At 71.9% G+C, this 18895-nt stretch carries 16 protein-coding genes and 1 tRNA gene; 5 read left to right on the top strand and 12 right to left on the bottom strand.

Features of this window, described 5'->3' with window-relative positions:
- Positions 1-34 precede the first annotated feature (34 nt).
- The 8 genes from ACIBQ8_RS45025 to ACIBQ8_RS44990 all read right to left on the bottom strand — a co-directional run bounded on the left by ACIBQ8_RS45025 (position 35) and on the right by ACIBQ8_RS44990 (position 8457).
- The gene (locus tag ACIBQ8_RS45025) at positions 35-1375 is read right to left on the bottom strand and encodes a hypothetical protein (RefSeq protein ID WP_397195205.1); all 1341 of its coding nucleotides are present in this window, start codon (positions 1373-1375) and stop codon (positions 35-37) included.
- Positions 1372-2388, bottom strand: coding sequence for a LacI family DNA-binding transcriptional regulator (locus ACIBQ8_RS45020; protein ID WP_397195204.1), 1017 nt, complete (start codon positions 2386-2388; stop codon positions 1372-1374). Before ACIBQ8_RS45020 ends, ACIBQ8_RS45025 begins: the two co-directional genes overlap by 4 nt.
- Positions 2389-4032, bottom strand: coding sequence for a glycoside hydrolase family 36 protein (locus ACIBQ8_RS45015; RefSeq protein WP_397172256.1), 1644 nt, complete (start codon positions 4030-4032; stop codon positions 2389-2391).
- A gap of 2 nt (positions 4033-4034) precedes the next feature.
- Positions 4035-4844, bottom strand: coding sequence for a carbohydrate ABC transporter permease (locus ACIBQ8_RS45010; RefSeq protein ID WP_397172258.1), 810 nt, complete (start codon positions 4842-4844; stop codon positions 4035-4037).
- Positions 4841-5710 (bottom strand): carbohydrate ABC transporter permease, encoded by an 870-nt coding sequence (locus tag ACIBQ8_RS45005; protein ID WP_397172260.1) that lies wholly within the window; start codon positions 5708-5710, stop codon positions 4841-4843. Before ACIBQ8_RS45005 ends, ACIBQ8_RS45010 begins: the two co-directional genes overlap by 4 nt.
- Positions 5707-7017, bottom strand: coding sequence for an ABC transporter substrate-binding protein (locus tag ACIBQ8_RS45000; RefSeq protein WP_397172262.1), 1311 nt, complete (start codon positions 7015-7017; stop codon positions 5707-5709). The genes ACIBQ8_RS45005 and ACIBQ8_RS45000 overlap by 4 nt, the downstream gene beginning before the upstream one ends.
- Positions 7014-8153, bottom strand: a complete 1140-nt coding sequence (locus ACIBQ8_RS44995) for an aminotransferase class V-fold PLP-dependent enzyme (protein ID WP_397195203.1) — start codon at positions 8151-8153, stop codon at positions 7014-7016. The genes ACIBQ8_RS45000 and ACIBQ8_RS44995 overlap by 4 nt, the downstream gene beginning before the upstream one ends.
- Before the next feature lie 230 nt (positions 8154-8383).
- Positions 8384-8457: transfer RNA gene (locus ACIBQ8_RS44990), tRNA-Lys, on the bottom strand.
- Positions 8458-8558: 101 nt separating this feature from the next.
- On the opposite strand from ACIBQ8_RS44990, the gene ACIBQ8_RS44985 reads away from it, so the two are divergent.
- Together ACIBQ8_RS44985 and ACIBQ8_RS44980 are read left to right on the top strand one after the other, a co-directional pair.
- The gene (locus ACIBQ8_RS44985) at positions 8559-9398 is read left to right on the top strand and encodes an AAA family ATPase (protein WP_397172265.1); all 840 of its coding nucleotides are present in this window, start codon (positions 8559-8561) and stop codon (positions 9396-9398) included.
- A complete protein-coding gene (locus tag ACIBQ8_RS44980; RefSeq protein ID WP_397195202.1) occupies positions 9391-10770 on the top strand; it encodes a VWA domain-containing protein in 1380 nt (459 codons plus the stop codon). Before ACIBQ8_RS44985 ends, ACIBQ8_RS44980 begins: the two co-directional genes overlap by 8 nt.
- Positions 10771-10776: 6 nt before the next feature.
- On the opposite strand, the gene ACIBQ8_RS44975 is transcribed toward ACIBQ8_RS44980, so the two are convergent.
- Positions 10777-11541, bottom strand: coding sequence for a nuclease-related domain-containing protein (locus tag ACIBQ8_RS44975; protein ID WP_397172268.1), 765 nt, complete (start codon positions 11539-11541; stop codon positions 10777-10779).
- A gap of 149 nt (positions 11542-11690) precedes the next feature.
- On the opposite strand from ACIBQ8_RS44975, the gene ACIBQ8_RS44970 reads away from it, so the two are divergent.
- The gene (locus ACIBQ8_RS44970; RefSeq protein WP_397172270.1) at positions 11691-12305 is read left to right on the top strand and encodes a TetR/AcrR family transcriptional regulator; all 615 of its coding nucleotides are present in this window, start codon (positions 11691-11693) and stop codon (positions 12303-12305) included.
- Here ACIBQ8_RS44970 and ACIBQ8_RS44965 read toward each other — a convergent pair.
- The 3 genes from ACIBQ8_RS44965 to ACIBQ8_RS44955 are packed head-to-tail and all read right to left on the bottom strand — an operon-like array spanning position 12264 to position 15678.
- Positions 12264-13319, bottom strand: a complete 1056-nt coding sequence (locus ACIBQ8_RS44965) for an acyl-CoA dehydrogenase family protein (RefSeq protein WP_397172271.1) — start codon at positions 13317-13319, stop codon at positions 12264-12266. The genes ACIBQ8_RS44970 and ACIBQ8_RS44965 overlap by 42 nt on opposite strands.
- Complete coding sequence (locus tag ACIBQ8_RS44960; RefSeq protein ID WP_397172273.1) at positions 13316-14479, bottom strand: acyl-CoA dehydrogenase family protein; 1164 nt, start codon at positions 14477-14479, stop codon at positions 13316-13318. Before ACIBQ8_RS44960 ends, ACIBQ8_RS44965 begins: the two co-directional genes overlap by 4 nt.
- Positions 14476-15678, bottom strand: coding sequence for an acyl-CoA dehydrogenase family protein (locus tag ACIBQ8_RS44955; RefSeq protein ID WP_397172274.1), 1203 nt, complete (start codon positions 15676-15678; stop codon positions 14476-14478). The genes ACIBQ8_RS44960 and ACIBQ8_RS44955 overlap by 4 nt, the downstream gene beginning before the upstream one ends.
- 107 nt (positions 15679-15785) lie before the next feature.
- Between ACIBQ8_RS44955 and ACIBQ8_RS44950 the strand changes: the two genes are divergently transcribed.
- Positions 15786-16361: a GNAT family N-acetyltransferase gene (locus ACIBQ8_RS44950; protein ID WP_397172276.1), complete on the top strand. Its 576-nt coding sequence runs from the start codon at positions 15786-15788 to the stop codon at positions 16359-16361.
- Positions 16362-16385: 24 nt separating this feature from the next.
- Positions 16386-18782 (top strand): hypothetical protein, encoded by a 2397-nt coding sequence (locus tag ACIBQ8_RS44945; RefSeq protein ID WP_397195201.1) that lies wholly within the window; start codon positions 16386-16388, stop codon positions 18780-18782.
- The last annotated feature ends 113 nt before the right edge of the window (positions 18783-18895 follow it).

Genomic DNA, 18895 nt, shown 5'->3' with positions numbered 1-18895 from the left:
GGCCACCCCTTCGGGAGGCCGGCCGAGCCCGCTCTCACCCTGGACGGCCGGGAGCGGTGACCAGGGCGCTCTGTCCCGGCGCGACCCGCGTGACCACGGCGGGGGCGTCCGGGAAGCGGGCCTCCCAGCGGTAGGTGGTGTCACCGGAGGTGTTGGTGAGCCTGGTGGCGGTCCTGCCCTCGTGCCGGACGGTGATCGTGCCGCCGCCCAGGGGGATGCCCGAGACCTCGGCCCAGGCGATGTCGCCGGGCAGGCGGGACAGCGTGGTCACGGCGTTCACCTCGGGGGTGACGCCGAGCAGGCCCTCGACGACCTGGCTGACGAGCGTGAAGGACACCTCCGGGTAGTCGCCGTTGAGGCCGCCCGCGACGTGCGGTTCAGCACGCCGGTCGAAGACGTGCCGCATCCACCGCCAGGCGGCCGCGTTCCTGTCGTGCCGGAAGAACGTGTCGGGCAGGTACGTGTAGGCCTCGATGTTGCGGGGACGCCCGGGGCCGGCGGCTTGGCCGTCGATGAAGTCGAGGTAGCCCTCGTTGCGCGGACCCGGCTCGATGAGGCCCTTGAGCGGCATGAACCAGCTGTTCTCACAGCCCCATCCGGTGACGGGGTCGCCGTCCAGGGTGTAGCCGCGCACCAGGTCCGCGGGGTTCTCGCCGACGCTCCAGACCTCGTTGAAGTGCCACCTCAGCTCGGCGGCCCGGCGTGCGAAGTCCTCGCCGTCCAGGCCGCGGGCCCGGCTCAGGGCGCTCATCGCCAGGTATGCCTGGTACCGGGAGCCGACGGAGTCTCCGGCCTCCGCCAGGTGCTCGCCGGCCAGCTCGTTGTAGCTGGCCACGCCCTGGAAGATGCCCCTTCCGGCAGCCCGCGGCACGACCTTCGTCACCGCGTTGCGGTAGTAGGACCACAGCACGGGATCCTCGACGTAGGCGCGGTCCCAGGTCCATCGGTAGGCGGCCGCGGCCTTCTCCACCAGCTCGTACACCGCGGGCAGCTCGCGGACGAAGGAGCCGGGGCCGCGGTAGTCGATGGACAGGTAGGAGCCGTCGAAGTTGAACGCCCACACCGGGTGGAAGCCGTGCTCGGGGGTGGCCGAGGCGGCGAAGCAGCGCAGCATGGTGAGGTTGGCCTCGGCCATGCCGAGCAGGTGGGCGCCGACGAGCTGGTGGGCGAAGTCGCGGGCGTAGAAGCCGCTGCGGTGTGCGTAGCCCGCCCAGTAGGAGGGCAGGTAGCGGCTCTGTCCCGTCCCCTCGGGCCGGTGCTCGTCGACGTCGACGGGGCCCCAGGAGCCGCCCTCGTGCCGCAGGCGCAGCGCCCGGGAGCAGGCCCACTCGAACATCGCGACCAGCTCGGAGCTGGCCGAGCCGATGCGCATCATGGGCCGATGCTGGGACGGATCACCAGCTCCCCGGGCAGCAGCAGCCCCGCCTGAGGGATCGCGCCGTCCTCCACCGTCTGGATCAGCCGGCCGATCAGCGCCCGCGCGATGCGCTGGAGCGGCAGCCGTACCGTGGTCAGGGCGGGATGGAGGAACGCGGTGAGGGGAAGGTCGTCGAAGGCGGCCAGGGCGAGATCGGCGCCGATCTCGATGCCCTCCTCCCTGGCCGCGGCGTAGACGCCGAGCGCGAGCCAGTCACCGGCGGCCACGACGGCCGTCGGGCGGTTGCGGCCGCGCAGCAGCTCGCGGGTGACCGTGACGAGCTCCGCCGGGCCGTCGCCCGGCGCGGAGAACTCCTGCCCCACCAGGCCGTGCCTGCGGACGCCGGCGCGGAAACCCTCTCTGCGGTCCTCCATCCACGGTTGCGCGCCGACGGAGGCCAGGAAGGCCACGCGCCGATGCCCCCGGGCGGCCAGCAGCCCGACCAGCTCGATGACCGCCTGAACGCTGTCGACGTCCACCCACGACTGCGGCTGGTCCGGCATCGTCCTGCCGAACGCGGCGAACGGGAACCCCGCCGCGGTCAGGTGCGCGACTCTGGGGTCGTCGCGCATCACGTCCGACAGCAGGAAGGCGTCCACGGTGCGGGCGGCGATCACCTCGTCCAGCGCCTGCTCCTGGCTCTGCCCCGGGCGCGGGCGCAGCAGCAGGATCCGGTAGCCGACCTCACCGGCCGACGCCACCACGGCCTCCAGGAACCCGCCCATCAGCGGGTTGGGGTTGGCGGGGTCGTCCACCGGCGTCGGGTAGGCGATTATGCGCCGGGTGCCCGACTTGAGGCTGCGCGCCGACTGGTCGGGCCGGTAGCCGAGCTCCTCGATCAGCCGGGTCACCCGTTCCAGCGTCTCCGGTTTGAGCCGCTGGGGGGCGTTGAGCGCGTTGGAGATCGTCTGGCGGGACACGCCCGCCGCGCGGGCGACGTCCTCGATGGTGATCCCACGGCGTGCCGCCACTCAGTCTCTCCTCACCGTCAGCAGGCCCCCGACGGGCACCTCGACCACGCTCGCGCCGGAGGTGAAGCGCAGCTCGCTCTGGCTCACGAGCCGCCCGCCGCAGTCGCGGACCTCGGCCGTCGCGACACCCCGCCCGTACAGGACGACGCGGGTGTCGGGGGCGGCGTTGGCCACGAGCAGCTCCGCGATCTCCGGCACGTCCACAGGCAGGGCAGCGTACCGGGCCACGACCTCGCTCTCCTCACTGTAGGCCCGCACCAGCGGGTATCCGTGCTCGACCCCGTGCGGTTCCAGCACGCCGAGCTGCAGCGTGGCCAGGTGGCGGCGGAAGACGCCCAGCCAGAACCGGATGGCGGCGAGCTGGTCGGGCCGCTGGGCGGCCAGGTCCACGGAGATCTGCGGCACCGAGAAGAGCACGTTGATCAGGTGTACCGCGACCTGCTCGGCGGACTCGTCCGGATGCCAGAGGATCATGTCGGAGTGCACGGCCTGGGGTCCGGCGGTCAGCCGCAGGTCGATCGTCCGCTGCCGGTTCTCCTGCGGGCTGAGCGGGCAGTCCACCGCCCTGATCATGTTCGCGTACGGCCACAGCCCCGGGCTCGTGTACGGCTGGCGGTGCTCGATCAGCACGTCCGGCTTCGCCGCCCGGAGCCTGACGTCGAGCTCGCGCAGCAGCTCGGCCACTCCTTCGTCGGTGCCGAACCGGTCGACGAAGTCGATCTTCAGGCCGTCCGCGCCCCACTCCTCCACCGCTCGCGCCAGCTTGTCGACGAGGAACGCGCGCACCTCGGGGTGACGCGGGTCGAGGACGGCCGCGTCCATGTGGTCGAGGTAGCGCAGGAACTTCCCCTCGAAACGCTCGAACGCGGCGTTGTGCTTGCCCACGAACGGCAGCGCGTACCACAGCAGGTAGGCCATGCCGTCGCTCTGGACCCGCTCGATGTGCTGCCGGAGGTCGGGGATGTTGGGCTCCCAGTCGCCGCAGAAGGCGTACCCCCGCGACCGGTCGGCCGTCTGCCAGCCGTCGTCCACGATCATGGTGGCGCAGCCCAGCTCCTTCGCCAGCCGGGCCTGGAGCTCCACCGACTCCCGCGAGACCTCCTGGTGCATGCTGTACCAGGTCGAGTACACGGGCAGCCTGGCCTGACGCGGCGTGGGCGGCAGGTCGCGGCCCTCCTGCCACCATGCGGCGACCTCGGTCAGCGCCGCGGAGAACTGCCGGTCCGACAGGTCCAGCCGGATCCGCAGCCCCTCGCCCTGCACGGTGAAGACGAACTCGCCGGTCTCCTCGATCACGCCGCCGGTGAAGCTGCCGGTCACCGAGGCCAGGGCCACCGTGCACAGGTTGGCCCCCGCCGTGCCGACGAGGCTGACGACGGGCGCGCCGGAGACCAGCCCGGCCTTCGCCGGAGCGCTCCAGATCGGCGGGATCCAGCGGGTGCCCGAGCCCGGCGTCCAGAAGGCCGCGGCGTCGACGCACGGCAGCCTCCACTGCGCCGCGTTCCCTTCGGGGGCGTCGATCAGCCAGACGTCCGGCGCGAGCGGGGTGACCGTGATCGCCTCCGTACCGGCTATCGCCACCTCGACCTCGCCCGCGCGGACGACGGTCGTCTCCCCGAGGGCGTGCGGCTCCCAGATCTGCATGGTCAACCTTTCGTGGCCCCGGCCAGCAGGCCGGAGATGAACTGTTTCTGAAGGACGAGGAAGAGGATCATCATGGGCAGCGCGGAGATCGCGGTGCCCACCATGACCTGGCCGAAGTCGGTCCTGGCCAGCCCTTGGAGAGTGGCCAGCGCGACGGGCAGGGTGAACATCTCGGGCGTGCGCAGCGCGATCAGCGGCCACAGGAAGTCGTTCCACGCGCCGAGGAACAGGAAGACCGCCAGCGCCGCGAGCGCGGGCCGCATGACCGGCACCACCACCCGCCACAGCACCCGGAGCTCCCCCGCCCCGTCCACGCGCGCCGCGTCGAGCAGCTCGTCGGGCACGGCCTGCAGCGACTGCCGGATGAGGAAGATCCCGAACGGAACCGTCAGGTTCGGCAGGATGAGCGCCGGGAAGGTGTCGATCAGCCCGAGGTCGTTCATCATCTCGAAGATCGGGATGATGGTGACGCCGCCCGGGATCACCAGCGTCGACAGCAGCAGCACGAAGAAGGCGTTCCTGCCGCGGAACTCGAACTTGGCGAACGCGTATCCCGCCAGCAACGCCACGACCAGCGCGATCGACGTCTGGACGGTCGCCACGAGCAGCGTGTTCCCCAGCACGTGGAGCAGCCCGATGGACTCCTCCAGCTTCGCGGTGTTCACTCCGAGCTGGTCGCCCGGCGAGAACGTGGGCGTGGCGCCGAAGATGTCGGCGTTGGCGTGCGTGGCCGCCATGGTCAGCCAGTAGAACGGGCCGACGCACAAGGCGAAGCACGCGGCGAGCGCGAAGGTCAGCAGCCAGCCCTTCATTTCCTGCCTCCGGTGAGCTTGAGCTGCACCAGCCCGAAGCCGGCCACGATCAGCGTGAGCGCGTAGGCGATCGCCGAGGCGTAGCCGAAGTCGAAGTAGCGGAAGCCGTTCTGGTACAGGTAGAGGGAGATCGTCAGGGTGGAGTTGTCCGGGCCGCCGCCGGTGAGCACGAACGGCTCGTCGAACAGTTGCAGCGTGCCGATCGCCGACAGCACGATCGTCAGCAGCAGGATCGGCCGCAGTTGCGGGACGGTGATCGACCAGAAGCGGCGGACCGCTCCGGCGCCGTCCACCATCGCCGCCTCGTAGAGCTCCTTCGCGATGCTCTGCAGCCCTGCCAGGTAGATCACCGCGTTGTAGCCGCAGTAATGCCAGGTCAGCGCGATGACGATGGCGATTCGCGCCCAGAAGGGGCTGCCCAGCCAGTCGATCGGGCTGACGCCGAAGAGGCCGAGCAGCCAGTTGAGCAGGCCGGAGTCCTTGCTGAGGATCACCGAGAACATCACGCCGTAGGCGACCAGGCCGGTCAGCGAGGGCATGAAGACGCCGAGCCGCCACAGGGCGCGCAGCCGTACGAGCCTGGAGTTGAGGCCCAGCGCCAGCAGCAGCGCGAGGATCAGCATGATCGGCACCTGGACGACGAGGATCAGCGCGGTGTTCCACAACGACGTCCAGAACAGCGGGTCGTTAACGAGCCTGACGTAGTTGTCCAGCCCGGCGAACGAGCGCGCCGCCCCGGCGCCGGTCGTCAGGCTGATGTAGGCCGCCGCCAGGATCGGATAGGCCTTGAAGCAGACGAAGCCGAGCAGCGCGGGCAGCACCAGGAAGTACGGAACGGTTCTTCTGGTGAGCAGGCGGCCGGTCATCCCGCGAGCTTCCTGCCGGATTGCTGGGACAGCTGCTGGGCCGCCTGGCCCAGCGCGGCGGCCGGGTCGGCGCCCTTCAGCAGGACCTGGGTCTGCGCGTCACTGGCGATCTTCAGCGCGCGGGCGTAGTCGCCGGAGTAGTAGGTGGCGTCCGCGCCCTCGCCCAGGGCGTCCACGAAGGTCTTGAGCGCGGGCTGCCCGCCGTAGTAGTCCGTCTTGGCGGTGAAGCGCGGGTCGGCGTAGGCGGCGTTCAGGGCGGGGAAGACCCCGCCGTCCTTGAACACCTTGTTGATGACCTCGGGCCTGGTCAGCGCGTACTCAAGGAACTTGAACGCCTCCGCCTTGTGCGGGCTGGTTCCGGAGACCGACAGGTACGTGGAGTTGACGATCGCGGTGCGCTTGCCGCCCGGCGCGACGGCCGGCGGCTGCATGACGCGCCAGAGCCCCTTCTGCTCCGGCCACATCTCGGGGATGTAGCCGACCGCCCAGGCCGCCCACGGCAGCACCGCCACCTTGTTCTCGCTGATCAGCTTCTTCCGCGTCCCCTCGCCGGAGGTGTCGGCGACGATCCCGGCGTCGTTCATCTTCTTGATCAGGGTCATCGCCTGCACGGCGGGCGCCGAGGAGAGCGTGACCGCGCCCTGACGGTCGAAGTAGAAGGCGCCCTGCTGCTGCAGCAGCGACTGGAAGAAGTCCATGTCGGCGCTGCCGGCCGCGGGCTTGTTCAGGCCGATCAGATAGGCGCCCGTCTTCTCCTTGAGCTTCTTGCCGGCCTCGATGGCGTCGTCCCAGGTCCTGATTGCCGCGGAGTCGATGCCCGCCTTGTCGAACAGGTCCGAGCGGTAGAAGAACCCGACCGGGTTGACCTCCCACGGCATCGCGTACGCCTTGCCGTCCTTGCCGGTGACCGTCGGCCACAGGCCCTTGGCGAAGGCGTCCTTGTACTTGTCGGCGCCCAGCGCGCTCAGGTCCGCCAGCCCGCCGGGGAACTTCTCCATGTATCCGGGCAGGTAGTCGATGCCGATGTGCAGGACGTCCCCCAGGCCCTTGCCGCCCGCGGCCATCCCCACCGTGATCTTCTCCCAGATCGCGGGGTTCCCGACCACCTGGACGTCGACCTTGATGCCGGGGTTGGCCTGCTCGAAGTCCTTGGCCACCGAGGCCAGCCCGTCGGAGGCGGGCTTCCAGCTCCAGACCGTGATCTTCACGGGCCCGGTGGACTTCTGGTCGCTCCCGCCCCCGCTGCCGCAGGCCGTGACGGCCAGAGCGAGAGTCGCGGAGACGACCATGACGAGAGGTCGGTTCATGACGATTCCTTTCTCGGGGGGTGCAGGGCGGCGGCCAGACGCTGTACGGCCTCGCCCGAGGTGGTGGCGTGGGGCGACAGACGGATCCACTCGCCCCGCAGAGTCGTGGTGAGCCCGGCGGCGGCCAGCGCGGCATGGACGGCCGCCGGATCCCGGCCGGGCATCGTGAAGGAGCCGATGCCGCTCCACTGCGCGGCGCCACGTCCGGCGCCGGGCGGCGCCGGGCCGCCGGCGCCGGCGGGCGCGTCCAGCAGCACCCGCGCCCCGGCGGCGCGGGCCGTGTCGAGCAGCTCGCCCAGCCGATCGGCCGTCCTGCGGCCGAACTCCGCGACGCCGGCCTCCAGGACCAGCTCGATCGCGACGCCCAGGGCGGCGACGCCGGAATAGTCGGGATTGGTCATCGTGTGCGCGGCCGCTCCCGCGAGCGGCGGCCGGGGCGCGGGCCCCGCGAGCGGGCCCTCGACCCCCGACCACCCGCCGAGCCCCGGCGCCATCAGCCCGGCGACGCGGTCGCGGGCCAGGAACAGGGCCGCCCCCCATCCGGCGCGCAGCCACTTCTGCCCGCCGCAGACCAGCACGTCGGCGGCCTCCACCTCCAGCGGGACGGCGCCCAGCCCCTGGATCGCGTCCACGACCAGCACGCGTCCCGGCCCGAGCACCTCCTTCAGCGCGCCCAGCGGCGCCGGGTAGCCGGTGAGCGCGTCGACCGCGCTGACCGCGAGGGCCCGCACCGATCCGTCCAGGTGCTCGGCCAGCACCTCCGGGGTGAGGCGCACGTCGTCGATCCACCGCACCCGCAGGCCGCCGCGCCCCTCGAACCGCAGCCAGGGGTAGACGTTCGCGGGGAACTCGCCCCGGGGCACCAGCACCACGCCCTCTCCCGGCAGCGCGGCGGCGGCGGCGAACAGCCCGTGGCTGGTGGAGGAGACGAACGCCACTTCGTGCTCGGCCGCCCGCAGCAGCCGCGCCGCCGCCGAGCGCGTCCGCGCCGCCTGCTCCTCGAACCAGGCCAGCGGCATGTCGCCGACGCGGCGGCGGGCCGACTCGGCCAGCACCGCCGCGACCGCGTGGGAGAGCGGCCCCAGCCGGGCGAAGTCGAGGTAGCCGGAGGGCTCGGCGAAAATTTGAACGTTCATATCCTCTGACGGCTCATCTAGGCATGACAAAAGGAGGGGTGCGCGGCTGACCGGGGGGAACAGGGCTCAGTGATATGAACGTTCATATTACGCAGCTTCCTCATGGCCGCAAGCAAAGATTGCATAACGGCCCAGCGCGGCGGATGGCTCACCCCTTCGGCGGTCCGGCCGCAGCCACGGGGAAACGCGAAAACCCCAGCTCAGCGTACTGAACTGGGGTTTTCGTGCGGTGCGCCGCCAGGGACTCGAACCCCGGACCCGCTGATTAAGAGTCAGCTGCTCTAACCAACTGAGCTAGCGGCGCTTGCAGAGAGGAATATACCGGTGATCCGCATGTTGGTCGAATCGACCTGGGTCGAGCTCCTACCGCTAGAATAAAGTTCGGCCTGCAGACAGGGAGCACCGATGTTCGACTCGCCCGCCGACGTGACGGCGCGGCTCGCCGCCGTGGACTACCTCTCCGACGACGCCATCTCCACCTCGGTGTTCCTCGCCGCCGCGCTGGGCAAGCCGCTGCTGGTCGAGGGGCCCGCCGGCGTCGGCAAGACGCAGCTCGCCAAGGCCGTGGCCCAGGCGACGGGCGCCGAGCTGGTCCGCCTCCAGTGTTACGAAGGTCTCGACGAGGCCCGCGCCCTGTACGAGTGGAACTACAAGAAGCAGCTGCTCCGCATCCAGGCCACCAGCGCCGACGACGACATCTTCACCGAGGAGTTCCTGCTCGAACGCCCGCTGCTGAAGGCGATCAGGTCGGCCGCCCCCACCGTGCTGCTCATCGACGAGACCGACAAGGCCGACGTCGAGGTCGAGGGCCTGCTGCTGGAGCTGCTGTCGGACTTCCAGGTGACCATCCCCGAGCTGGGCACGATCGCCGCCACCCGCCGGCCGTTCGTGCTGCTGACCTCCAACGCCACCCGCGAGCTGTCCGAGGCGCTCAAGCGGCGCTGCCTCTACCTGCACATCGAGTACCCGACGCCGGAGCGGGAGCGCGACATCGTGCTCGCGCAGGTGCCGACCATCCGCGCCGACCTGGCCGAGCAGCTCGCCAGGACGGTCGCCACCATGCGGGCGCTGGAGCTGAAGAAGGCGCCCTCGGTCGCCGAGACCGTCGACTGGGCCAACACGCTGCTGGCCCTCGGCCGCGAGGAGCTGGACGAGGCGACGGTGGCCGGGACGCTGGGCGTGGTGCTCAAGCACGCCTCCGACCAGAGCCGGGCGATCAAGGAGCTGGGGCTGCCGGATGCCTGAGCGGGGATCGCTGGTTGACCGGCATGTCGGCTTCGTGCACGCACTGCGCGAGGCGGGCCTGCCCGTGTCGCTCGCCGAGGGGCTCGACGCGGCCCGCGCGCTGCGGGTGATCGACCTGAGCGAGCGGGAGTCGCTGCGCGCCGCCTACGCGGCCACGCTGGTCAAGAAGCCGGCCTACCGTCCCGGCTTCGACGTGCTGTTCGACCTGTGGTTCCCGTCGTCCACGACCGGCATGTACGCCCCCCGTCCGGCCGCGGACCGCCTGGACCCGCGGACGGCCCCGGTGGACGAGCTGCGCGAGCGCCTGGCGGAGCTGCTCACCGGCAGCACGGACGCCGAGCTGCGGGAGTTCGCCCAGGCCATGGTCGAGCGGTTCGGCCGCCAGCAGACCACCGGGCCGGGCCGCCAGAACTGGTTCTCCTACAGCGTCCTGCGGGCCCTGTCCCCCGAGACGCTGATGGCCCGCATCCTGCAGAACGTGCTGGCCGGGCGGGAACGCGGCGGGCTGGCCGAGAAGACCGTGCGGCAGCGCGTCAACGGCAACGTCCGGCGGTTCGAGGAGGCGGTGGCCACTGACGTGCGCCGGCGCATCGCCGAGGACTCGGGGATCGAGCGCATCGCCCGCTCGGCCGTGCGCCCGCCGCTGGACCAGATCGACTTCCTCCGCATCACCAGGGCCGACCTGGCCAGGCTGCGCAAGGAGGTCCATCCGCTGGCCAGGCGGCTGGCCGCGCGGCTGACGATCAAGCACAGGAAGGGGCGCAGGGGGCGGCTGGACTTCCGACGCACCGTACGGGCCTCGCTGCAGAGCGGCGGCGTGCCGCTGACCACGCACTTCAAACCGCCCCGGCCGCACAAGCCCGAGCTGGTCATCCTCTGCGACACCAGCGACTCGGTCTCGTCGTTCGCCCACTTCACGCTGCTGCTGACGTACGCGCTGCGGGAGCAGTTCACGAAGGTGCGGGCGTTCGGGTTCGTGGACCGGGTGGACGAGATCACCCGCTTCTTCGTGCCCGGCGCCGACGTCGTGGAGGCCATGACGCGGCTCGCGGACGAGGCCGACATGTCGCGCTTCGGACGTACGAACTACGGCCACGCCCTGGAGGGCTTCGCCGAGCGCCACTCCGACGCCATCGGCCCGAGAACCTCGCTGCTGATCCTCGGCGACGCCCGCTCCAACTACCAGCCGCCGGCCCTCGACGTGCTCAGGCGCCTGACGTCGGGGGCCCGCCACGCCTACTGGCTCAACCCCGAGTCCAGGCAGCAGTGGGACACCGGCGACTCGGTCGCGAGCGAGTACGGCACCGTGGTCGAGATGCACGAGTGCCGCAACGTCGCCCAGCTCACCGCGTTCATCGAGACGCTGGCCTGACGGCGGTCAGACCTTCTGCAGCTCCCTGGCCGCGGTGCGGGCCAGCAGCTCGACCTGCTCGTCGGTGAACACCACGCCGTCGACCGCCTTGATGCGCCTGGCCACCAGGCGCGGCTTGAGCAGCGCGAGCCCCTCGCCGACCACGACGCCGCCGCGCGGCAGCAGCCCGCAGTGGACGGCCAGCATGGGCGAGATGGTGACCTCGATCCCGGTCTCGCGGGTCAGCAGCTCGGCGAAGGCCTCGGCGGTGTCCACCAGCGGTTTGGCCCACTTGGTGCCGTACTTCTCGCTGAAGAACAGCCGGCCGTTGTAGCAGCCGATCTCGGTGTCGGGGCTCCAGGACTCGTTGTCGATGACCCAGATGCCGGTCGGGCCGATCACGAGGTGGTCGATGGAGGCCTGGTCGCGGATCGCGCGGCCGTCGAGCACCTGGTAGCCGCGCCTGGCGAGCTGCCTGCGCAGCAGCCGGCCGGTGATCAGCTCGCCGCGCCGGGCGCCGCGCCAGACGGCCGTCGCGCGGAAGGAGCGCCAGTCGATGTACCAGTCGACGGCGGCCACGAGACCGGCCGTGACGGCCCCCCACAGCAGCATGTACTCCGAGCCGAACCGCAGCGCGAGCAGGATGCCTGCCACCGCGCCCACGCCCGCCTTGACGTACCGGGACCTGCGCCGGTTGGGCGCGTCCTCACGCCAGAACTTCTCGTACCACCACTGCGGGGATGAGCCTGTGTACTTTTCGTCCTGCTGCACGTAGATAGAGCCACCGGGCACGGCAAACTCCCCGAATGAGTAGAAACCCTCAGGATCTGCCACTCCGAAGATCCCTCGCCGGTCTAAGGCATACCCAAGCACGAACCAAGGCGAGCCTAAGGTGACGCAAATAAAACCTGCAAGACCGTCAACCGACCAGTCGGTATGCTATGGCGGGTGACAAGGGGGACGATGTGAAGGAAGAACCCGTTCGGCAGCGGTTGCTCGCCGAGGCGACGCGGCTGTTCGCGGCCCGTGGATTCGAGGGGACCTCGGTCCAGGAGATCGTCCAGGCGGCCGGCGTCACCAAGGGCGCCATGTACCACTATTTTGACTCAAAAGACGATCTGCTGCACGAGATCTACGCCCGCCTGCTCCGCATGCAGATGGACCGGCTGACGCGCATCGCCGACGGCCCCGGCACGGTCCGCGAGCGACTGCACCGGGCCGCGGCCGACGTCGTGGAGACGACGACCGCCAACCTCGACGATTCCAAGATCTTCTTCAGGTCGATGCACCTGCTCGCGACCGAGAAGCAGAAGACCGTGCGCGCCGAGCGCCGCCGCTACCACGAGCGGTTCCGCGACCTGGTGGCCGAGGGGCAGCGCACGGGCGTCCTGAGCGACCGGGTGCCCGCCGAGCTGGTCGTGGACTACTTCTTCGGCTCGGTTCACCACCTGGGCACCTGGTTCCACGCGGACGGGCCGCTGACCGGCGCCCAGGTGGGCAAGCACTTCGCCGACCTACTGCTGAACTCCCTCGGGGCCGGGGACGCCGGCGAGTGAGGCCAGCGCCTCCCGATGGTCGCCGGGCGTGCCGAGCGCGATCTCGGTGGCCTTGGCGCGCTTGAGATACAGATGCACGGGATGCTCCCAGGTCATCCCGATCCCGCCGTGGAGCTGCACCGCCTCCTCGGCGGCGTGCACCGCCACCCCCGCGTTCCACGACTGCGCCACCGCGACCGGGATGTCCCCGGGATCGGCGGCCGCGCCGCGGGCGGCGGCCCTGGCCCTGACCACGTCCAGCCAGAGGTCGGCCAGCCGGTGCTTGATCGCCTGGAACGAGCCGACCGGCCGGGCGAACTGGTGGCGCTCCTTGACGTAGGCGAGCGTCGTGTCCAGGCACCATTCGGCCACGCCGAACTGCTCGGAGGCCAGCAGCCCGGCCCCGAACCGCAGCACGCCGGCCAGGTCGCACTCCCCCACGTCGCGGGCCGCCGCGCCCGACAGGGTGACGGTGGCGACCGGCCTGGTCAGGTCGAGCGAGGGCACGACCTCGACGGTGGCGCCCTCGACCTCGTACAGCCTGCCCTCGAAGGGGACGAGGAGCACGTCGGCCACGTCCGCGCCGGCCACCCCGGTGACGGTGCCGGACAGCCGCCCGCCCTCCAGCCGCAGCGACGCCCCGCGCCCCGGCCGGTACGGCGAGGCCGCGAACGACACGACCAGCGCCGCCGTCCTGCGTCCTTCGGCCAGCTCGCCGAGCAGGGCGTCACCGGTGGGCAGCAGCGCCTTCGTGGCCAGCACCGCGCTGGTCAGGAACGGCACCGGCGCCACGGCCCGGCCCAGCTCCTCCAGCACGACGGCCACCTCGCTGGCCGACGCGCCCGCGCCGCCGAGCTCCTCGGGCACGAGGAGCCCGGCGACCCCGATCTCGCCCGCCAGCGTCTTCCACAGGTCCAGGTCGTAGGGCTGCGACTCGACGCGCCCGAGCACCGCGGCGGGCGGGCAGCGGTCGGCGAGCAGGCCGCGCACGGCCGCCCGCAGCTCCTCCTCGACCTCGGAGTAGAGCAGAGTCATCGCGGCAGGTCCTTCCAGGGCACGTCCTTGTCGACGCGGGGCTCGGAGGGCAGGCCGAGCACCCGTTCGGAGATGATGTTGCGCAGGATCTCGGACGTGCCGCCCTCGATCGAGTTGCCCTTGGCCCGCAGGTAGCGGTAGCCGGGGCCGCGGCCGTAGAAGTCGACGTCCTCCGAGCGGCGGAACGTCCAGTCGTCGTAGCCCAGGTCGCGGCGGAGCTCGACGTCGAAGCCGGACAGCGCCTGGTTGAGCTTGGCGAACGACAGCTTCATGCCCGAGCCCTCGGGGCCGGGCTGGCCGGCGGCTAGCTGCTCGCGCAGCCGGGCCCCGGACAGGCGGGTGACCTCGGCCTCCACCCACAGCGCCAGCAGCCGCTGGTGCAGGTCGTGGGTGCGCAGCTCGGGGTGCGCGCGCCAGGCTTCCAGCACCGCGCCGACCATGCCGCCGCCGCGCCGCACGGGCGCGCCGCCGATCGCGACGCGCTCGTTCATCAGCGTGGTCTGCGCGACCCGCCAGCCGTCGCCGACCTCGCCCAGCCGCAGGTCGTCGGAGAGCCGCACGCCGGTCAGGAACACCTCGTTGAACTCGGCCTCGCCGGTGATCTGGCGCAGCGGCCGCACCTCGACGCCGGGGGCCTGCATGTCGCAGACGAAGTACGTCATGCCGCGGTGCTTGGGCACGTCCGGGTCGGTGCGGGTGACCAGGATGGCCCAGCGGGAGTGGTGGGCGCCCGACGTCCAGACCTTCTGGCCGTCGACCACCCACTCCTCGCCGTCCCGGACCGCGCGGGTGGCGAGGGTGGCCAGGTCGGAGCCGGCGCCGGGCTCGCTGAAGAGCTGACACCAGATCTCCTCGCCGGTCCACAGCGGGCGCAGGAAGCGCCGTTTCTGCTCCGGCGTGCCGAACGCCAGGATCGTCGGCGCGGCCATGCCGAGGCCGATGCCCTGGACGCCGCCGTTGATCTGCGGCGTGCCGGCCAGCTCGTGCTCGACCACCTGCTGCAGCTCCCTGGGCGCGCCGAGGCCGCCGAGCCCTTCGGGGAACCAGACCCAGGCCAGCCCGGCGTCGAACCTGGCCCGCAGGAACTCCAGCCGGTCCCCCTCGGGGTCGTGCTCGCCCAGGAACGCGCGTACGCGCTCCTTGATCTGCGCTTCGTTCACATGAACCTCTTCAGCTCGCGATAGGCCAGGGACCGCTTGTGCACCTCGTCGGGACCGTCGGCCAGGCGCAGGGAGCGGGCCCCCGCCCAGAGCGCGGCCAGCGGGAAGTCCTGGGAGACGCCGCCCGCGCCGTGCACCTGGATGGCCTTGTCCAGGATCCATTCGACGGTGATCGGAGTGGAGATCTTGATGGCCTGGATCTCGGTGTGGGCGCCCTGGTTGCCCACGGTGTCCATGAGCCAGGCGGTCTTGAGCACGAGCAGGCGCAACTGCTCGATCCTGATGCGGGACTCGGCGATCCAGTCCTGGACCACGCCCTGCTGGGCGACCGGCTTGCCGAACGCCGTCCTGGACAGGGCCCGCTCGCACATCAGCTCGACCGCGCGCTCGGCCATGCCGATCAGGCGCATGCAGTGGTGGATGCGGCCGGGGCCGAGCCTGGCCTGCGCGATGGCGAAGCCGCCGCCCTCCTCGCCGATCAGGTTCTCGGCCGGGACGCGCACGTCCTCGAAGATCACCTCGGCGTGGCCGCCGTGGTCGGCGTCGGTGTAGCCGAAGACGTGCATGCCGCGCTTGACGTGCAGCCCCGGGGTGTCGCGCGGCACCAGGACCATGCTCTGCCGGCGGTGCTTGGGCGCGTCGGGGTTCGTCTTGCCCATGACGACGAAGATCTTGCAGTTGGGGTTCATCGCGCCGGAGATGAACCACTTGCGGCCGTTGATGACGTACTCGCCGCCGTCGCGGACGATCGAGGTGGCGATGTTGGTGGCGTCGGAGGAGGCGACGTCGGGCTCGGTCATCGCGAAGGCCGACCGGATCTCGCCGTCGAGCAGCGGGCGCAGCCACTCCTCGCGCTGCCACGGGCTGCCGAACATCGACAGCACTTCCATGTTGCCGGTGTCGGGGGCGGCGCAGTTGGTGGCCGTGGGGGCGATGGCGGGGCTGCGGCCCATGATCTCGGCCAGCGGGGCGTACTGGAGGTTCGTCAGGCCGGCGCCGTGCGCGCCGGGCAGGAACAGGTTCCACAGGCCGCGCTTCCTCGCCTCGTCCTTGAGGTCGTCGAGCAGCGGCGGCGGGCTCCAGCCGGCGGCCGCGGCCTGCTCCTCGAAGGCGGGCTCGGCCGGATAGACGCATTCGTCCATGAAGCGGAGCAGGCGCTCGCGCAGGTCCTCGGTGACGGTGTCGAAGGCGAAGTCCATGCCGGTGAGCCTACCGACCGGCCGGTATGGATGTCGACAGGTGGTTCCCCGCAAAAAGGGCCAGGTGGCCGTCAACCTGCGACGGGAGCGCCGCCTATGGTGGCGGCATGACCGCCAAGCTGCCCGCGCCCGTGGTGCTGGAGAACGACGTCGTGCGCCTCGAACCGCTCACCCTGGACCACGTCCCCGACCTGTTCGCCGCCGGCGGCGGGGACGACGAGCTGTGGCGCTGGCTGCCGATCGCCACCCCGCGCACCGAGGACGACCTGGCCAGGACGGCCCACGCGCTCATCGGCGACGACCAGCACGTGCCGTTCGCGGTGATCCCCAAGGAGACCGGGCGGCCGGGCGGCTGGACGACCTACATCGACGTGCCCGGCTTCGACGACAGCGTCGAGATCGGCTGGACCTGGTACGGCCGCGCCCACTGGCGCACCGCGGTGAACACCAACTGCAAGCTGCTGCTGCTCGACCACGCCTTCGGCCTCGGATACAACCGGGTCCTGCTCAAGACCGACGTGCTGAACCTGCGCTCCCAGGCCGCCATCCGGCGCATCGGCGGCGTGCACGAGGGAACCTTGCGCCGCCACCGCAGAAGGCCCGACGGCACCTGGCGCGACACGGTCTATTTCGGCATCCTCGAAGAGGAATGGCCGGAGCACCGGGCTCGACTGAACCGCTGAACGGAAGGCGGCATCTAATCCCGCATGACTGATCGGCTGGGAGGCTACTGGCTCGGCGCCCGGCTCGACGGCGGCGGGCGGACCACCGTCCGCGAGGCCTACGACGAGTCGGGCGGTCGCCATGCCCTCCACCTGCCCGGACCGGGCGCGTACGCGACGGTCCCGGAGGTGCGCTCGGTGCACGCGGCGCGGCTGGTCGAGGCGTGCCCGCAGGGCGATCCGCCGTACCTGGTCAGCGAGTACATCGAGGGGCCGACGCTGCGCCAGGTCGTCGAGCGGCACGGCCCGTTCGCCGGCGACGACCTCTACCGCCTGGCCGCCGCCACGGCCACCGCGCTGGCCGCGGTGCACGAGGCGGGGGCGGTGCACGGGTCGCTCACGCCCGACAAGATCATCTTAGGCGCCGAGGGGCCGCGCCTGGTGGGGCTGGGGCTGGCCGACGCCGAGGCCGGCCCGGCGGACGACGTCCGGGCGTGGGGGCGCGTCCTGCTGTTCGCCGCGTACGGGCTCACCGAGCGATTAGGCAACGGGGAGCGCCTCGACCGGCTGTTACGCGGCCTGGTCGCCGCCGCGCTGCACGACGACCCGCAGCGGCGCCCGGACGCCCGCCACCTGCTCATGTCCCTGCTCGACGCCCCGCAGTCCCAGCTCGGCCGCCTGCTGCCGCCCGAGCCGGTCGACGACCCGCCGCTCGGCGAACGCGCCGAGGCCATCTACCTCCAGCTCTGCCGGGCCGACCAGGATCTGGTGCCCGAGGTCTTCCTGCGCCTGGTCGGGCTCGACGAGTCCGGCGGCGACACCGTGGCCCCCGCCCTCCGCGACGACCTGGTCGCCGGACGCGCCCCCGACGAGGTGGCCGCGATCGACCGGGTGCTGGAGGCGTACGGGAAGGCCGGGATCCTGACGGCCGGCGACGGGGGCTCCCTCGCGATCACGTACACGGCGCTGCTGCGGGCCTGGCCGCGCCTGCACGAGTGGCTGGACGGCGAGCGGGAGGGCCTGGCCGTGCACCGGGAGCTGGCCAGGGCGGCGCGGGCCTGGGAGGCGGGCGGGCGCCGCGAGTCCGACCTCTACCAGGGCGAGCCCCTCGACCGGGCGATGGCGTGGGCGGCCGGCGGGCGGCGGCGGGTCACCCTGAGCCCCGGCGAGCAGACCTTCCTGGACGAGGCGCTCGCACGGGCCCGCGGCGGCGCGCGCAGGCGCCGGAGGCTCATGGTGGGGCTGCTGTCGGGCCTGGTGTCGGTCGCGCTGCTGGCGGCCCTGCTCGCGGTGTGGCAGCGCGGGGCCGCCGAAGGGCGGCTGGAGCAGGCGATGGCCAGGGTCGCCGCGTCGCGGGCCGAGGCGCTGCGGGTGGCCGATCCGGTGACCGCGCGCCGGCTGAGCCTGGCGGCCTGGCGGCTGGCCCAGGTGCCGCAGGCGCGGCGGGCGCTGACAGCGGCCGCCGCCGACCCGGCGGTGGACGTCTTCACCGACCCGCACGCCGGGCCGCGCTCGCTGTACGCGATCAGCGACGACGGCTCGCGGCTGGCCGCGCTGACCGACGACACGGTACGCGTCTACGACGTCCCCGGGCATCGGCGGCTCGCCGAGACGGCCGGTCCCGAGCAGAGCGTGCGGGCGATGGCCTGGTCCCCCGACGGGCGCACGCTGGCCTTCGTCGGCGTGGACCGGTCGTACCTGTGGGACACCGCGTCGGGGCAGGGCGTGGGGCCGCCGTTCGGGAGGGGGCTGGGGGCGCCGGGCGAGCAGTCGGCGTGGTTCAGCCCGGGGGGCGGGCTGCTGTTCGCGGCGGCCCGGCAGTCGGGCGAGCGGTGGGCCTGGGACCTGCGGGCCCGCCGGGCGGCATTCGTCGGCGAGTACGCGGTGGCCGGTCCCGGCGACCGGGTGGCGCTGACGTTCGACGGCCGGCGTTCGGCGATCCGGCGCGGCGACCGCGTCACGCCGGCGCCGTGGCTGGACCGGATGCCGTGGGAGTACACGACGTTCGCGCCGGACGGCGAGCGGGTGGCCATCGCCGAGGAGACCGGCATCCAGATCTACGACCTGGACGGCGTGCCCGTGCTCGGCACCCGGCTGCGCCCCTCCCCCGGCCACCTGCGCTTCAGCCCGGACGGGCGGCTGCTGGCCGGGACGGACAACGACCGGGTGCGGGTGTGGCGCGTCCCCGACCGCGTGCTGCTGGCCGAACGCCAGGTGCCGGTGGGCGGCGCGGACCGGCCGGCGCAGGCGGTGCCGGCGGGCGACGGGCGGACGGCCCGCGTGCTGGCCGCCGGCGGGACGGTGCTCACGCTGGATCTGGCCCGGTCGCCCGCGGCCGGCGACCCGGCGGCGGCGGTGTGCGCCCGCTACGGGGGCCTGTCGGCCGCGGACTGGGCCCGGCACCTGCCCGAGGTGCCCTACCGGCCGACTTGCCCCGGCTGATTCCGCCTGATCACCGCCAATATGCGAATTTTTCTCGAATTCGTAGCGTGGATCTTGAACCAACCCCCTTGCCGGGCACGTAACCGTAGTCATACGGTCACCGTGAGCTGTTG

The organism is Nonomuraea sp. NPDC049646 (assembly GCF_044465525.1).
Classification (GTDB): domain Bacteria; phylum Actinomycetota; class Actinomycetes; order Streptosporangiales; family Streptosporangiaceae; genus Nonomuraea.
This window is presented reverse-complemented; position numbering and strand designations above follow the sequence as displayed.

Bases quoted from the DNA above. Each gene is read 5' to 3' on its own strand.
- ACIBQ8_RS44945 (WP_397195201.1), top strand. From the start codon at position 16,386: ATGACTGATCGGCTGGGAGGCTACTGGCTCGGCGCCCGGCTCGACGGC.
- ACIBQ8_RS45025 (WP_397195205.1), bottom strand. From the start codon at position 1,375: ATGATGCGCATCGGCTCGGCCAGCTCCGAGCTGGTCGCGATGTTCGAG.
- ACIBQ8_RS44955 (WP_397172274.1), bottom strand. From the start codon at position 15,678: ATGGACTTCGCCTTCGACACCGTCACCGAGGACCTGCGCGAGCGCCTG.
- ACIBQ8_RS45015 (WP_397172256.1), bottom strand. From the start codon at position 4,032: ATGCAGATCTGGGAGCCGCACGCCCTCGGGGAGACGACCGTCGTCCGC.
- ACIBQ8_RS45005 (WP_397172260.1), bottom strand. From the start codon at position 5,710: ATGACCGGCCGCCTGCTCACCAGAAGAACCGTTCCGTACTTCCTGGTG.
- ACIBQ8_RS44980 (WP_397195202.1), top strand. From the start codon at position 9,391: ATGCCTGAGCGGGGATCGCTGGTTGACCGGCATGTCGGCTTCGTGCAC.
- ACIBQ8_RS45010 (WP_397172258.1), bottom strand. From the start codon at position 4,844: ATGAAGGGCTGGCTGCTGACCTTCGCGCTCGCCGCGTGCTTCGCCTTG.
- ACIBQ8_RS44985 (WP_397172265.1), top strand. From the start codon at position 8,559: ATGTTCGACTCGCCCGCCGACGTGACGGCGCGGCTCGCCGCCGTGGAC.
- ACIBQ8_RS44965 (WP_397172271.1), bottom strand. From the start codon at position 13,319: ATGACTCTGCTCTACTCCGAGGTCGAGGAGGAGCTGCGGGCGGCCGTG.
- ACIBQ8_RS44995 (WP_397195203.1), bottom strand. From the start codon at position 8,153: ATGAACGTTCAAATTTTCGCCGAGCCCTCCGGCTACCTCGACTTCGCC.
- ACIBQ8_RS44950 (WP_397172276.1), top strand. From the start codon at position 15,786: ATGACCGCCAAGCTGCCCGCGCCCGTGGTGCTGGAGAACGACGTCGTG.
- ACIBQ8_RS44970 (WP_397172270.1), top strand. From the start codon at position 11,691: ATGGCGGGTGACAAGGGGGACGATGTGAAGGAAGAACCCGTTCGGCAG.
- ACIBQ8_RS45000 (WP_397172262.1), bottom strand. From the start codon at position 7,017: ATGAACCGACCTCTCGTCATGGTCGTCTCCGCGACTCTCGCTCTGGCC.